This is a genomic window from Kitasatospora sp. NPDC089913, assembly GCF_044748625.1.
GTDB lineage: Bacteria > Actinomycetota > Actinomycetes > Streptomycetales > Streptomycetaceae > Kitasatospora.
This window is the reverse complement of record NZ_JBIVGI010000006.1, coordinates 173,663-187,896: the sequence shown is the minus strand read 5'-3', so window position 1 is coordinate 187,896 and position 14,234 is coordinate 173,663. Positions and strand designations below refer to the sequence as shown.

Annotated in this window: 11 protein-coding genes; 6 read left to right on the top strand and 5 right to left on the bottom strand. The window is 72.7% G+C overall.

The features are described from left to right. Positions 1-99: 99 nt before the first annotated feature. Positions 100-4,740: an amino acid adenylation domain-containing protein gene (locus ACIPYS_RS12360; protein WP_400745681.1), complete on the bottom strand. Its 4,641-nt coding sequence runs from the start codon at positions 4,738-4,740 to the stop codon at positions 100-102. Positions 4,741-4,832: 92 nt separating this feature from the next. After that, positions 4,833-5,075: an MbtH family protein gene (locus ACIPYS_RS12355; RefSeq protein WP_400745679.1), complete on the bottom strand. Its 243-nt coding sequence runs from the start codon at positions 5,073-5,075 to the stop codon at positions 4,833-4,835. A 339-nt stretch (positions 5,076-5,414) separates the two neighbouring features. On the opposite strand from ACIPYS_RS12355, the gene ACIPYS_RS12350 reads away from it, so the two are divergent. Both ACIPYS_RS12350 and ACIPYS_RS12345 read left to right on the top strand, forming a co-directional pair. Beyond that, a complete protein-coding gene (locus ACIPYS_RS12350; protein WP_360010862.1) occupies positions 5,415-6,170 on the top strand; it encodes an ABC transporter ATP-binding protein in 756 nt (251 codons plus the stop codon). Further along, entirely contained in the window at positions 6,164-8,710 is a 2,547-nt protein-coding gene (locus tag ACIPYS_RS12345) for an FtsX-like permease family protein (protein ID WP_400745675.1), read from the top strand. Before ACIPYS_RS12350 ends, ACIPYS_RS12345 begins: the two co-directional genes overlap by 7 nt. 1,314 nt (positions 8,711-10,024) lie before the next feature. Here the strand turns inward: ACIPYS_RS12345 and ACIPYS_RS12340 are convergent. From ACIPYS_RS12340 to ACIPYS_RS12330, 3 genes are read right to left on the bottom strand one after another with little or no spacing between them, the layout of a single operon-like run. Next, positions 10,025-10,246, bottom strand: a complete 222-nt coding sequence (locus tag ACIPYS_RS12340) for a hypothetical protein (RefSeq protein WP_400745673.1) — start codon at positions 10,244-10,246, stop codon at positions 10,025-10,027. Continuing rightward, positions 10,243-10,476: a hypothetical protein gene (locus ACIPYS_RS12335; RefSeq protein WP_400745672.1), complete on the bottom strand. Its 234-nt coding sequence runs from the start codon at positions 10,474-10,476 to the stop codon at positions 10,243-10,245. The genes ACIPYS_RS12340 and ACIPYS_RS12335 overlap by 4 nt, the downstream gene beginning before the upstream one ends. Beyond that, entirely contained in the window at positions 10,473-10,838 is a 366-nt protein-coding gene (locus tag ACIPYS_RS12330; protein ID WP_400745670.1) for an ATP-binding protein, read from the bottom strand. The genes ACIPYS_RS12335 and ACIPYS_RS12330 overlap by 4 nt, the downstream gene beginning before the upstream one ends. Positions 10,839-11,029: 191 nt before the next feature. On the opposite strand from ACIPYS_RS12330, the gene ACIPYS_RS12325 reads away from it, so the two are divergent. From ACIPYS_RS12325 to ACIPYS_RS12310, 4 genes are all read left to right on the top strand, one after another. Next, positions 11,030-11,953, top strand: a complete 924-nt coding sequence (locus ACIPYS_RS12325; protein WP_400745668.1) for a helix-turn-helix domain-containing protein — start codon at positions 11,030-11,032, stop codon at positions 11,951-11,953. Continuing rightward, complete coding sequence (locus ACIPYS_RS12320) at positions 11,946-12,137, top strand: DUF397 domain-containing protein (protein ID WP_360010874.1); 192 nt, start codon at positions 11,946-11,948, stop codon at positions 12,135-12,137. The genes ACIPYS_RS12325 and ACIPYS_RS12320 overlap by 8 nt, the downstream gene beginning before the upstream one ends. 551 nt (positions 12,138-12,688) lie before the next feature. Further along, entirely contained in the window at positions 12,689-13,411 is a 723-nt protein-coding gene (locus ACIPYS_RS12315) for a hypothetical protein (RefSeq protein WP_400745666.1), read from the top strand. A 203-nt stretch (positions 13,412-13,614) separates the two neighbouring features. After that, the coding region (locus tag ACIPYS_RS12310; RefSeq protein WP_400745664.1) for a hypothetical protein at positions 13,615-14,234 on the top strand (620 nt) is incomplete at its 3' end.

Genomic DNA, 14,234 nt, shown 5'->3' with positions numbered 1-14,234 from the left:
TGCTACTGCTCCCTCGTGTACTTGCCGGTTTGTCGGTCGGCGCTTGCCGCGTGTCGTTCGCTGTCGGTGCGAGGTGGGGGCCGGGTCCCGGCCCGGGCGCTAGACGAGTTCGGGGTCGCCCAGCTCGGCGTCGTCCAGCTCGGCGTCGCCCAGCGCGGCGTCGCCCAGCGCGGCGTCGTCCAGCTGCTCGATCTCGGCCCGGACCAGCTCCTCGACCGCCTCCGCCAGCCGGCTCACCGTCGGGTGGCCGAACACGGTGGCGATGGAGAGGTCGACGTCGAACTCGTCCTGGAGCCGGGAGGTCATCCGGATCGCGAGGATCGAGTGCCCGCCGAGCTCGAAGAAGCTGTCGTGGACGCCGACCGAGTGCAGGCCCAGCAGCTCGGCCCAGACCTCGGCGATCCGCTCCTCGGTGGGCGTGCCCGGCGCGTCCCGGTCGCCGGCGGACTGCTCGATCGCGGGCAGGGCCCGGCGGTCGACCTTGCCGTTGGCGGTGAGCGGGATCCGGTCCACCGCGGCGACGGCCGCGGGCACCATGTACTCGGGCAGCACCGCCGCGAGGTCGGCGCGCAGTGCGTCGGCGGCGAACGCCCCGCCCTCCGGGACCACGTACGCGGCCAGCGACTTCTCGCCGGTCGCACTCTCCCGGACCAGCACGACCGCGTCGCGCACGGCCGGGTTCGCGGTCAGCACGGCCTCGATCTCGCCGAGCTCGATCCGGTAGCCGCGCAGCTTGACCTGGGTGTCGATGCGGCCGAGGAACTCGATCGCGCCGCCGTCGAGCACCCGGGCCAGGTCGCCGGTGCGGTAGAGCCGGGAGCCGGCCGGTCCGTACGGGTCCGGCACGAAGCGCTCTGCGGTGAGGTCCGGGCGGCCGTGGTAGCCGCGGGCGAGGCCCGCGCCGCCGACGTGCAGTTCGCCGGCGACGCCGACCGGGGCGGGCCGGCCGGCCCCGTCCAGCACGTACGCCGTGGTGTTGGGCAGCGGACCGCCGAGCGGGACGGTGCCCTCCTGCGGCCGGTCGACCGGGTGGACCGTGGAGCCGATCGAGGCCTCGGTGGGCCCGTACTCGTTGATCAGCCGGCCGGGGCCGAGCAGCGCCAGCCAGTGGTTGGCGGTCCGCGCGGGCAGCGCCTCGCCGGCCACCAGCACGAGGTCCGCCAGCGCGACCGCCCGCTCGCCGGTCAGCTGGTCGGTGAGCAGCTCCAGGTGGCCGGGGGTGAGCTTGACGAAGCTGTACGGCGCGCCGGCGGCGAGCGTCTCGCCGAGGCGGCCGAGGTCGAGGTCGGCGGGCAGCACGTGCACCGGGCGGCCGGTGATCAGCGGCGCGTACAGGTTGGTGGCGGGCAGGTCGAAGGCCAGCGAGGAGAACAGCGGCGCGCCGCCGGGGCCGCGGACCAGGTCGCGGGCCGCCCAACGCAGGTGGTTGGCGAGGCCGCGGTGGTGCACCGTGACGCCCTTGGGGCGGCCGGTGGAGCCCGAGGTGTAGATCAGGTACGCCGGGTGCTCGGGGTCGGTGACGCGGGCGGGCGCGGTGGCCGGGCGGGCCGCGACGGCCTCCCGGTCGGCGTCCAGCAGGATCCGGGTGCCGGTGAAGCCGCCGGTGGTGGCGGTCAGCGCGGTCTCGGTGACCAGCAGCGGGGCCCCGCAGTCGGCGAGCACGTGGCGCAGCCGTTCGGCGGGCAGCGCCGGGTCGAGCGGCAGGTAGGCGGCGCCGGCCTTCCAGATCGCGAGCAGGGCGGGCACCAGATCGGGTCCGCGCTCCAGGCAGACGCCGACGACGGTCTCCGGTCCGGCGCCGGCGGCGGCCAGGTGGTGGGCGAGGCGGTTGGCCCGCTCGTCCAGCTCCCGGTAGCTCAGGGTGGCGCCGTCGGTGACCACGGCCGGGGCGTCCGGCACGGCGGCGGCCTGCGCCTCGATCAGGTCGAGGGTGGTGCCGGCCGGCCAGTCGGCCCGCTCGCCGGTGCCCCACTCGCCGAGCAGCAGCGCCCGCTCGGGGGCGGAGAGCAGCTCGGCGGCGCCGAGGGCAGTGGCCGGCTCGGCGGTGAAGGTCTCCAGCAGCCGCAGGAACTGCTCGGCCAGCCGCTCGACGGTGCCGTGCTCGAACAGCGCGGCGGCGTACTCGAAGGCGCCGCTCCAGGTGCCGTCGGCCTCGCTGCGGACGTACAGGGTGAGGTCGGTCTTGGCGACCCGGCGGGCCGGGTACAGGTAGTCGAGGTCGGCCTTGTCGGGCATGCCGCCGATCAGCCGGCCGTCGTGGAGGTTGAAGGCGACCTGGTAGAGCGGGGTGCGGGAGAGGTCGCGCTCCGGGTTCAGCTCGTCGACGATGTGCTCGAACGACAGCTCCTGGTGCGCGAAGGCGTCCAGGCAGGTGGCCCGCAGCCGGTCCAGCGCCTCGGTGAACGGCAGGCCGTCGTCGAGGCGGCAGCGCAGCACCAGCGAGTTGAGGAAGAAGCCGACGGTCCGCTCGACCTCGGGCCGGGTGCGGCCGGCCACCGGCGTGCCGACGACCACGTCCCACTGGCCGCTGTGCCGGGCGAGCAGGGTGCCGAAGGCGGTGAGCAGGGTCATGAACGGGGTGGCCTCGCGGCTCTGCCCCAGCCGGGTGACGGCGTCCATGAGCCGCGGCGGGATGCCGAAGCCCACCACGCCGCCGCGCGGGTCGCGCCGGGCCGGGCGCGGGTGGTCGGTGGGCAGCTCCAGTGGGACCAGGCCGTCCAGGACACCGCGCCAGTGGTCGAGTTCACCGGCCAGCCGGTCCTTGCTGTGCCACTCCCGCTCCCAGGACGCGTAGTCGGCGTACTGGACCGGCGGCTCGGGCAGCCGGGGCGCGGTACCGGCCCGGTAGGCGGCGCACAGGGTGCGGAACTCGTCCTCCAGGACGGCGACCGACCAGCCGTCGCAGGCGATGTGGTGGACGGTCACCAGCAGCAGCCGCTCGTCCCCGGTCTCCGGGGTGGCGGCCAGGGTGGCCCGCCAGATCCGGCCGGCGGCCAGGTCGAACGGGGTCTCGAACTGCTCGCGGAACAGCTCCACGATCTGCTCGCGGCTGCCCTCGGCGGTGCGCAGCTCGATCGGCAGGGTCTCGCCGACCTCCTGGACCGGCTCGCCGTCGACGGTGCGGTAGCGGGTGCGCAGGACCTCGTGGCGGTCGGCCAGGGTGTCGAGCACCAGCCGGACGGTGTCGGCGTCCAGGTCGGCGGGCACCCGCAGGAAGAACGGGGCGGCCCACTCGGGGCCGGGCTCCACGGTGTCGAGCAGCCAGATCCGGCGCTGGCCGGAGGAGAGCGGCAGCGGGCGGTCGCGGGGCACCGGGACCACGCCGGGGACGGCCTGCGCGTCGGTGGCCCCGACCGTCGGCGTGCTCTCCTCGACGGCCAGCAGGGCGGCCTGCTCGCGGACGGTGACGGCGGTGAACAGGTCGGCGAGGACGACGGTCGTGCCGGTGGCGGCGTGCAGACGGCGGGCCAGCTCGGTGAGCAGCAGCGAGTAGCCGCCGAGCTGGAAGAAGTTGTCCTCGGCGCCGACCTCCGCGACCTCCAGCAGCTCCGACCAGACCCCCGCGACGGCGCGCTCGGCGGCGGTGGCCGGGGCCGTGTACGCGGGGCGGGCGAAGGCGGCGGCCGGGGCGGGCACGGGCGCGGCGGCGGCCTCGTCCAGCTGCTCCAGGGTGCCGTCGTTGCGCCAGCGGACGGGGGTGCCGGTGGCGTGCATCCGGCTGCCGGGGGCGCCGAAGAAGGCGGGGCGCAGGCGGTCGGCGGTGGCCCGGGGGTCACCGGTCCAGCCGCGCGGCAGACCGAGGCCGGCCACGTACAGCTCCCCGGGGACGCCGGGCGGGACGGGGTCGCCGTACTCGTCGACGACCAGCACCCGGACCTGGTCGACCGGGCGGCCCAGGACGGGGGCGGTGCTCTCCCCGGTGGGGTCCACGTCGTCGGCGGTGACGATCAGCGCGCCGTCCGCCAGGACGTGCAGGGTGCGCACCTCCTCGGCCCGGGCGGCCAGCGCGCGGCCGGCGGCCGGCGGCAGGGCGGCGCCGAGGGCGAGCACCAGCCGCAGGTCCGCGGTCGGCACCTCGGCGTCGGCCGCCCCGGTGAGGTCCGCGGCGGGCGCGACCAGCACGGTGGCCCGCTGCTCGGCCGCGGCGTCCAGCAGCCGGGCCGGGCGCGGCGCCGGGGCGGGCAGGACGGCGGTCGCGTCGGCGGTGAGCGCGGCGAGCAGCGCCCAGGTGGCCGCACCGGCGGGGCCGGTGACGAGGACCCGGTCGGTGGCGTCGAGGCCGTGGTCCTCGGCCAGCCAGTCGACCTGGTTGACGACGGTGGCGTGGTCGAGGACGGCCGCGGGGCCGCCGTCCGCGTCGGGGGCGATCCAGGCGGCGGCCTGCGGGTCGACGTCCACCGGGGCGGCGATCGCGTCCGCGCGCAGTGCGTCCGCGAGGGTGCTTCCGGCGTCCGCGCCGCCCTCGCGGCCGTCCGTCAGGACCAGATCGGCGGCAGCGCCGGCCGCGCCGTCCCGCCCGTCGGCGTCCAGCGGCAGCACTGCGGCACCGGCCCGCCACACGCCGAGCACGGCCGCGGCCAGGTCGGCGCCGGCCGTGAGGCGAATTCCGACCACCGATTCCGGACCGATTCCGGCACCGGCCAGGAATCCGGCGATCCGGTCGGCCCGCCCGTCGATTTCGCGACGGCCGACCTCGTGGTGGCCGTCGAATACGGCGACCGAGTCGGGAACCCGTTCCACCGAGTTCGCGAAAAGGTGATGCACAAAGGACTGCCGTGCCACGAGAGCTCCTCGCTCGGTCACTAAGGGGCGGATCAGCTGCTGCGCCGGGCTCAGCCGGCGACGGTCCCGGCGGCGGTCCCGGCGGCGGCCTCGGCCATCCGCAGCCGCAGGCTCAGCGGGCGCATGTCGGTCCACACCTCGCCGATCCGGGCCAGGCACTCCTCCTTGCTGCCGGAGAAGCCCTCCTGGCGCCAGCCCGCCGGGAGCGCCCGGTCGGCCCACCAGATCGAGTACTGCTCCTCGTCGTTGAGGACGACGAGGTAGGTCTGCGTGTCAACGTTCAGCTCGGCCACAGCCGGGTCCCCGATCACTTGAGGCTGGTGTCGCACGAGGCGGTCGGCCCGCACACGTGCCCTTCGTACGGAGTGAGTCTGGGGACGCCCGCTATAGGTGCTCTATACGTCCCCGGGGCAGGCTCGGGACCGGCCGGACGGGGTTCCGTCGGGGCCCTCCGGGGGCTCTTCCGAGGTTCCTCCGAGGTACCTCCGAGGCACTTCCGACAGCTCCTCCGAGGGCTCGTCCGAGGGCTCCGAGTGCCGTCCGCCGCAGTCCCGGGGTGTAGTGCGCTACACCCCCGAAACAGAACTCCACTTCATTGCCCGCCCCCTGGGCCGGAAGGTGTACTTGCAGCCATGACCGCCACAGCCCGCGGCACGGAATTCGCCGTCGAACTCCGCTCCGTTTCCAAGACCTACCGCTCCGGCCCCGAGCCCGTCGTCGGCCTCGACGAGGTGAGCCTCGGCTTCCCGTTCGGCACCTTCACCGCCGTCATGGGCCCGTCCGGCTCCGGCAAGTCCACCCTGCTGCGCGCCGCGGCCGGCCTGGAGGGCATCGACGGCGGCCAGGTGCTGGTCGACGGCACCGAGCTGGGCGGCCTCAAGGACAAGGAGCTGACGCTGCTCCGCCGGGAGCGGATCGGCTTCGTCTTCCAGTCCTTCAACCTGCTCCCCTCCCTCACCGCCGCGCAGAACGTCGCGCTGCCGCCCAAGCTGGCCGGCCGCCGCCCGGGCAAGGCCGAGGTGCTGGCCGCGCTGGGCTCGGTCGGCCTGGCCGAGCGGGCCGGCCACCGCCCCGGCGAGCTGTCCGGCGGCCAGCAGCAGCGGGTCGCCATCGCCCGCGCCCTGATCAGCCGGCCCGCCGTCGTCCTGGCCGACGAGCCGACCGGCGCGCTGGACACGAAGAGCGGGCGCGAGGTGCTGGCCCTGCTCCGCGGCCTGGCCGACGACGCCGGGCGCGCCGTCGTCATGGTCACCCACGACCCGGTCGCCGCCTCCTACGCGGACCGCGTGGTCTTCCTGACCGACGGCCGGCTCGCGGGTTCCCTGGAGGAGCCGACGGCCGACCGCGTCGCCGCCCGGATGACGAGCCTGGAGGCCCTGGCGTGCTGAGCGTCGCCCTGTCCACCCTCCGGGTCCGCTGGACGTCCTTCGTCGGCACCTTCGTCGCGCTCTGCCTCGGCGTCGGCCTGATGGCCACGGCGATGCTGGTCATCGGCGCCACCGCCGGGGTCGCCGACCTCGCGCAGCAGCGCTGGTCCGGCGCGCCCGCCGTCGTCGTCCCGGACGCGGGCATCGACCTCGCCGACAGCGACGGGCAGGTCCAGAGCACCCCGGTGGCCCGGCAGCCGGGACTGGGCCCGGAGCTGGTGGCCGCGGTCGCCCGCACCGGCCGGGTGGTCGAGGACCACACCTTCTACGCCCAGCTGGCCGGCGGCCCGGCCGACCAGGTCGGCCGCGGCTGGTCGGCCGCCGAGGCGGGCGGCTACCGGCTGGCCTCGGGCACCGCCCCGGCCGACACCGGGCAGGTCGTGGTCGGCGGCGGGGAGGCCGGCCTGGTCGGCCGCACCCTGCCGCTGCTGACGGCCGACGGCCCGCGCCAGGTCACCGTCACCGGCGTCACCGACGCGGTGCCGTTCGAGCACGCGGTGTTCTTCACCGACGCCGAGGCCGCCCTGATCTCCCCGGCCGTCGACGCGCTGGCCGCCTACGGCCCGGCCGACGCCGTCCGCCGGGCCGTCACCGAGGCCGGCCGGGGCCCCGGGCGGGCCGCCGTCCTCACCGGCAAGGAGCGCGCCACCGCCGACCCGCACCACGCCTTCCTGCTCAGCCAGATGGACAACGTCGACACCCCGCTCGGCCTCGCCGCCGGAGTGGCTGGCTTCGTCGCGGTGTTCGTGGTCGCCGGCACCTTCGCCCTGTCCATCGCCCAGCGGCGCCGGGAGCTCGCCCTGCTCCGGCTGATCGGCTCCACCCGCCGCCAGCTGCGCCGGCTCATCCACGCGGAGGCCGTGCTGGTGGGCGTGCTCGCCTCGGCGGCGGGCTGCGGGCTCGGCCTGGTCGGCGCCCCGCTGTGCCGGAACTGGCTCGTCGACCGCGGCATCGTCAGCTCCGACTTCACCGTGCCGATCACCGGCTGGGCGCTCGCCACGGCGGCCACGATCGGCCTGGTCACGGCGGTCGTCGGCGTCGTCGTCTCCTCCGTCCGGGCCGGGCTGATCAGCCCCGGCGAGGCCCTGCGCGAGGCCGCCGTCGAACGCAGCCCCAAGGGGGCGAACCGCTTCCGCTGGGTGGTCGGCGGGCTGGCGCTGGCGGCGGGCGTGGTGGCCGTCAGCGGCACCGCGACCATGCAGCCGGAGGCCGGGTCCAACGCGGCCGCCTCGGCCTCCCTGGTCCTGGTGATCGTCGGCGCCTTCGTCACCCTCGCCGGAGTGCTCGCCGGGCCGGTGATCCGCCTGGTGACCGGGCTCCCCGCGCGGTTCTCCCGCTCCGCCGAGCCGGAGGACGCGGGCGGCGCCGTCTGGTCGACCGCCCGTCAGAGCGCCCTCACCGCCTTCCGCCGCACCGCCGCGACCACCACCCCGGTGGTCATCGTGGTCAGCCTGGCCGGCTGCCTGCTCGGCAGCATCGGGACGATCAACGCGGCCCAGGTCAGCGCCGTCGGTCGGCAGCTGTCCCGGGCGGACTGGGTGGTCTCCCCGGCCGGGACACCGGGCCTCACCCGGTCCCTGGTCGACCAGGTCCGGGCCGTCCCCGGCGTCACCGCCGTGGTCTCCACCCCGACCACCGTCTACGCGGAGGAGCAGGGGCCGAGCGCCCTCGCCCTCCAGGCGGCGGCGGTCGACGCGGCCGGTCTGGCCACCGTCGCCGAACTCCCCGTGCTCAGCGGCTCGGCGGCCGACCTCCGGCCGGGCTCGATCATCGTCAACTCCGTCTGGCCGGGCGACCCGCACACGGGCGACGAGGTCAGCGCCTGGCTCGCCGACGGGACGCGCCGGAGCTTCAGGGTCGCGGCCGTCCTCCAGGCCGGCGCCGACAGCACCCAGGCGTACCTGGACGCCTCCGACGCGGGCACCGGCTCCGTGCTCCCGTCCCGCATCATCGTCAAGCTCGCCCCGGGCGCCGACCGCAACGCCACGAACCGTGCCCTGCACGGCGCCGTCGCCGGCCTCGGCGCCCGGATCAGCACCCCGGACGAGGTGTCGGCGGCGGCGACGGACGCCAACCAGGAGAGCTCGAAGAACGGCATGCTGATGATCCTCGGCCTGTCGGTGCTCTACGCCCTGGTGGCCCTCGCCAACACCCTGGTGATGACACTGGGCGACCGCCGCCGCGAACTGGCGATGCTGCGCCTGGCGGGCGCCACCCGGGGCCAGGTCCTGCGCGCCGTCGCGACGGAGACCCTGCTGTGCGTCGGCGCCGGCGCCCTGGTGGGCGCGGTCGCCTCGGCGATCAGCATCGGCGGCTCCTGGGCGGCCCTGCGCCAGCTGGTCGGCCCGACCCCGGCGGTGATCCCGTGGGCGACCCTCGGCGAACTCCTCGCCGTCTGTGCGGCCATCGGCCTCGCGGCGGCAGTGGTCCCGGCGGCGCTCGCCCTGCGGGGCGGCGACGGCCGCAGCATCCTCGCGGGCGTCGCGGGCGAGGCCGGCTGAGGCAGCGGAGGACGCGCAACGGCCGGGAGTGGGAAGTCGAGGCGGTCGACTTCCCACTCCCGGCGTTTTCTCAGGCGACTCCCTGTTGTGTGCGAGGGAGCCACCGAACCCGAGCCGCTCCACCTCACCCGACCTCGGCCGACTGCCCTCTCACCCGGCCCGCACGAGTGACAGCCACTCACAACCCGCCGCACCTCCCGTGGCACACCGTGAAAGCCACCGGGAGGCCGCGATCGCGGCCTCCCGAGCCCCGACGCGGAGTGGGAAGTCGACCGGGCCGACCTCTCACGACGCCCCGGGGCCGACCTGCCCACGGCCGGCCCGTACCTGCGTGATCGTGCCGCCCCGAAGCTCCGGTGGCTCCTTGCCGGGCAAGGAGCCACCGGAACATTGCCGTCCGTACCGGCCCCCGTCCGGAACCTCCGCTCGCCGACGCCGTTCCTGCCGGGTGAGCCGGGAGTGGAAAGTCGACAAGGCTGACTTCCTCCGCGTGGGGAACACCGCTGTCCGTACCAGCGCCCCGTCCGGGGCCACCGCTTGCCGACGCCGTTCGTTCTGGGGAAGCCAGAAGTGGGAAGTCGGAGCCGTCGACTTCCCACACCACGATCCACCTTCGTTCCGGGCTGCCCCTCGCTCGGCCGGAGCGAGGGGCAGCCACTGACAACCCGCTGTTCTTCTGTTGCCGTTCGGTTCTCTGCTGCTCTTCGGTCCGATGGGGTCGAGTCCTGTCGTGGGCTTGCTTCCGGCGGTGGCTGGCCGGGACGGCTCTCGCTTCGGCTGCTGCTCGCTCGGACGAGCAGCAGCCCCCTTTGATCGGCTCGGAGTGGAAGGTCGGTCGGGTCGACGTCCTGTGGGGTCTTCTTCCGGTGCCCCTTGCTGATCGCAAGGGACACCGGTAGGGGGGTGGTAGTGGCCGGTTCGAGGGGGAGGTCGGTGGGGTCGACTTCCGACGCCACCTCCGACCACCGCTCCGGCCGCTCGCGCAGGGCCGCGTGCGCACCGCTTGCCAATGCCCTCTGCCGCCTTGGAACAGGAAGTCGGCGGTCCGGCTTCCTGTTCCAAGGCATCCAGTACCGACCGCCCTGCCGGGTGTCGGCTGCCGTCTGTGGTGAATTCCAGGCCCCGGGGGAGCGGGAAGTCGAAACCGCCGACTTCCCGCTCCGAGCCCGACTGGCCAGAACCGCAGCCTGGGGTGCCGCTCGGGCGAAATCGAGCGTGGGTCGGCGCAGGACGTCGACGGGATGGGCCTTCTGTGCTCTTCCGGTGGCCCCTTTGCTGGTTGCAAAGGGGCCACCGGGAGCAGCTTCGAGGTGGTCAGTTGGGCTGGGGCTGTGGGTTGTCGGGGTCGGCCTGGTAGGGGGTCCAGGTGTGTTCGGTGGTGCCGTCGGCGTGGGTGTGGGATTCCCAGTGCCCGTGTCGGGTGATGGGCGGCGGGGGCGGGCCGATCCTGAGGGCAGTGACGACGCCGGTGACGACCGTGGCGATCGCCAGCGCCAGGAGGACGACGAAGGCTGCGCCGACGAGGAAGGCGCTCATTCCCGGTCCGCCTCGCGCAGCAGGGTGAGGAGGTTGAGGAGGGTGGAGACGGGGGCGTCGCCAAAGTCGACGAGCAGGCGGCCGTCGATCGTGCGCTCCGAGACGGCGGCGGAGCCCCAGCGCAGGCCGAGGGGTCTGCCGCGTTCGTGGAGCTCGCGCAGGAGGGCGGTGACCTCGGGCTCGGTGCAGGTGCGCAGGATCCGGTCGTGGGGGTCGATCGGGGCGTTCACGCGGCGAAGTCCAGCTCGAACCAGACGACCTTGCCGGTCTTGGTGGGGTCGACGCCCAGCCGGTCGGCGAGGGCGCGCACGAGGTGGAGGCCGCGCCCGGAGACGGCGTAGGGGTCGGCGGAGATGCGGGGTTCGGGCAGCTCGGGGCAGTCGTCGCAGACGGCGACGCGCAGGGTGCTCGGCCGGAGGCAGACCAGGACGGCCGGGGCGGGGCAGCCTCCGTGCTGCCAGGCATTGACGAACAGTTCCTGGAAGGCGAGTTCGGCGTCGGCGATGCTGTCCGGCGGCCACCCGGCGGCGTGGAGGAGGGAGCGGAGTTCGGCCCGGACGGCTGAGCAGTCGGGCGGGTTGCAGGCACGCATGGCGAACCTCCAGAGGGAGGGCAGGAAGGAGGGAGGAACGTACGCCGAAAGCGGGCAGCAGGCGCCTACTGCCGCAGGAAACAGGTGTTCCTGACGATCCGTCGGATCGCTGTGAGATCGACCATAGCCCAGCTCGCCACAAATTTGTGGCGAGCTGCGGAAGGTTCCCTCTAACGTGGCTCACGGCCCGGATGGCAGCGCACGACTCAAGCGCGGCAGACTGGCCCCACGCCCGCAGAGAGGACGCCATGGCCCTTCGACCGAACCCCACTCTTCGCCAACGCCGTTTGGGTGCCGAGTTGCGAAGAATGCGGGAGCAAGCCGGCTTCGGAGGCAGTCAGCTCGCCCGCGCCCTCGGCGTCAACCCGGCCCAGATCACGCAGATGGAGGCCGGAAAGACCGGCATCAGCGTCGAACGCCTCCGCACCATCGCCGCAGCCTGCATGTGCGTCAACGAGGAGCTGATCACCGCGCTCGCCGAGATCATCACCGAACGAGGCAAGGTCGGCTGGTGGGAGTCATATCGAGGCACGCTCTCCGAGAACTTCCTAGAGATCGCCGAGCTGGAGGACCAGGCTCGCGGTATTACGACCTACACCATCACCCTTGTCCCCGGCCTGCTCCAGACAGAAAGTTACGCGACTGCGGTCTTCTCGCAGGCATATCCACCCATTCCTCAGCGTGAGATCGAGCTCAGAACCGCTTTCCGGATCCAACGCCAACAAACCGTCCGGTCCGGCGAAACAAAGTACACGGCGTTCATCCACGAGGCTGCGTTGCACATGCAGTTCGGCGGCCCGCAGGTCCGCGCCGATCAGCTGGATGCCCTCATCGAGGACGCCGGAGTTCCTGGCATCACCATCAGAGTTCTACCTTTCGATGGCACCGGCCTACCAAGCCCGATCGACAACTTCACCTATGCCGATGGGCCGATCCCGGACCTCGACACCGTGCAGAGCGACACCGGCTTCGGAATCCGGCGTCTCGATATGCCCGTCCATGTGGCAAGGTTCCGGGCCATCATCGCCCGGATGGACTCTGCTGCCCTTCCAGCGGATGAGTCGCGAGAGTTCATCCGCTCCCTGAGGAAAGAAATGAAGAATAAGCATGAATAACGACACTTGGCAGAAGTCCAGCCGCAGTGGTTCTCACGACGACTGCATTGAAGTCCGCACCAGCGACCAGCTGATTGACCTCCGCGAGTCTGACGAGGGCGCGACCGTTATCCACACCTCCCCACTCGCCTTCGCCGCCCTCCTCCGCACCATCAAGTCCGGCGAACTCGACCACCACGCCTGACCCCTGCGGCCCCTCGCTCCCACCCGAGCGAGGGGCAGCAGCATCCGCACTGCACCCACCGTCCAGTTCCACGAGCAGCAGCAAGTGCGCACGGATGCACTCCTTTGCGGTGCCCGGCCGCGAGAGGGATTCCTCGGCCAATTCCGAACCGAACCGGCCGCAGAGGTCCAGCGCCCTGGTGAACACCCCCACGCTTGGAGCCAAAGGAGCGGTAAAGGCGGCCCTGGCACCCCCTGTCGCCTCGGCAAGATCGGTGGGCGAGGTGCCGGCGCAGCCCTTGCCCCGGAACGTCTCCATCGCCCGCGCGACGACGACATCCGGTTCGAGGCTCTTCGGCCTGCCTTTATCGCCGCCGTAGCCGGAATGTGAACTACGGGCCGGACACCTTGCAGTGCGGCCTGAACCGCTCGCTCCCCTTCCGCTGCCGTCGCCCCGCGCTGGCGCACCCCGCGACGGCCCTGCCAGCATCGCCATCGGCGCGCACAGAAAGTGCGCGAATCGTTCACAGTGGCCACATCAGTGTGGTCGCAGAACGCCGAGGGGATCCCGCAATGGCAATCAAGACCTTACGGAACCCCATCCCGCACCTGCTGACCGCCGTACTTCTGCTCCTGGGGCTGATGACCGCCGCAAGCACCCAGGCCCAGGCCGCACCGCAGCCGCTGGGCGGCAGCACGACCGTGTGTTCCAACTCGCCGATACCGACCGGCTGGGTCGTCAACAGCGCCTCCACCAGCAGCAGCTGCGGCAGCGGCCGCGTCTACAACATCAGCGACACCACCGGCGTGAGCTACACCACGGTGTGCTCCTTCTCCCCCATCCCCACCGGCTGGGTGATCAATAGCGCCTCCACCACCAGTTACTGCGCGGGCGCCACCTACAGCTACAACATCACCAACAGCGCCTACATCAGCTACACCACCGTCTGCTCGTTCTCCCCCGTCCCCGCCGGCTGGGTGATCAACAGCGCCTCCACCACCAGCAACTGCGGCGGCGCCACCTACGCCAACAACATCAGCAGCACCGCCAACATCAGCTACACCACCGCCTGCTCGTTCTCCCCCATTCCCACCGGCTGGGTGATCAACAGCGCCTCCACCACCAGCAACTGTGCGGGCAACACCTACATCTACAACATCAGCAGCACCGCCAACATCAGCTACACCACGGTGTGCTCCTTCTCCCCCATCCCCGCCGGCTGGGTCATCACCAGCCCCTTCAGCACCAGCAACTGCGCGGGCAACAACCTCGGCTACAACATCCGCAGGGCCTGACACCCCTCTCCCCGCGTGCCCCCGCGCTCGACCCGAGCGCGGGGGCACAACCACGCCGATCGGGCCCGGCATCCGTACCCCTCAGGCACCCTGGTGCACCCGCAACAGCCCTGAGAGCATCACAACCACCGCGCACAGAAAGTGCGCGAATCGTTCACTGCGACTACATCAATGTGGTCACAGAGCACCGAGGGGATCCCAGAATGACCATCAAGACCTTACGGAGTCGCATCCCGCACCTGCTGACAGCCGTACTACTGCTCCTGGGCCTGATGACCGCCGCAACCACCCAGGCACAGGCCGCTTCGCAGCAGCTCACCGGTAGCGCGACCATCTGCTCCAACTCGCCGATCCCGGCCGGCTGGGTCGTGACCAGCTCGTACAGCAGCAGCAACTGCCCGGGTACCGGCTACGCCTACAGCATCACCGATACGACCGGGATCAGCTACGCCACGGTGTGCTCGTTCTCGCCCATTCCCACCGGCTGGGTCGTGACCAGCTCGTACAGCACCAGCAACTGCCCGGGCACCGGCTACGCCTACAGCATCGCCAGCACCACCGGAATCAGCTACGCCACGGTGTGCTCGTTCTCCCCGATCCCCGCCGGCTGGGTCGTCACCAGCTCGTACAGCACCAGCAACTGCCCGGGCACCGGCTACGCCTACAGCATCGCCAGCACCACCGGAATCAGCTACGCCACCGTCTGCTCCTTCTCCCGCATTCCCACCGGCTGGGTCGTCACCAGCTCGTACAGCACCAGCAACTGCCCGGGCACCGGCTACGCCTACAGCATCGCCAGCACCACCGGAATCAGCTACGCCAC

What these genes read in the sequence shown, in the direction of transcription:
- ACIPYS_RS12350 (WP_360010862.1), top strand. Translation starts at nt 5,415, where the DNA reads ATGACCGCCACAGCCCGCGGCACGGAATTCGCCGTCGAACTCCGCTCC.
- ACIPYS_RS12340 (WP_400745673.1), bottom strand. Translation starts at nt 10,246, where the DNA reads ATGAGCGCCTTCCTCGTCGGCGCAGCCTTCGTCGTCCTCCTGGCGCTG.
- ACIPYS_RS12330 (WP_400745670.1), bottom strand. Translation starts at nt 10,838, where the DNA reads ATGCGTGCCTGCAACCCGCCCGACTGCTCAGCCGTCCGGGCCGAACTC.
- ACIPYS_RS12325 (WP_400745668.1), top strand. Translation starts at nt 11,030, where the DNA reads ATGGCAGCGCACGACTCAAGCGCGGCAGACTGGCCCCACGCCCGCAGA.
- ACIPYS_RS12320 (WP_360010874.1), top strand. Translation starts at nt 11,946, where the DNA reads ATGAATAACGACACTTGGCAGAAGTCCAGCCGCAGTGGTTCTCACGAC.
- ACIPYS_RS12315 (WP_400745666.1), top strand. Translation starts at nt 12,689, where the DNA reads ATGGCAATCAAGACCTTACGGAACCCCATCCCGCACCTGCTGACCGCC.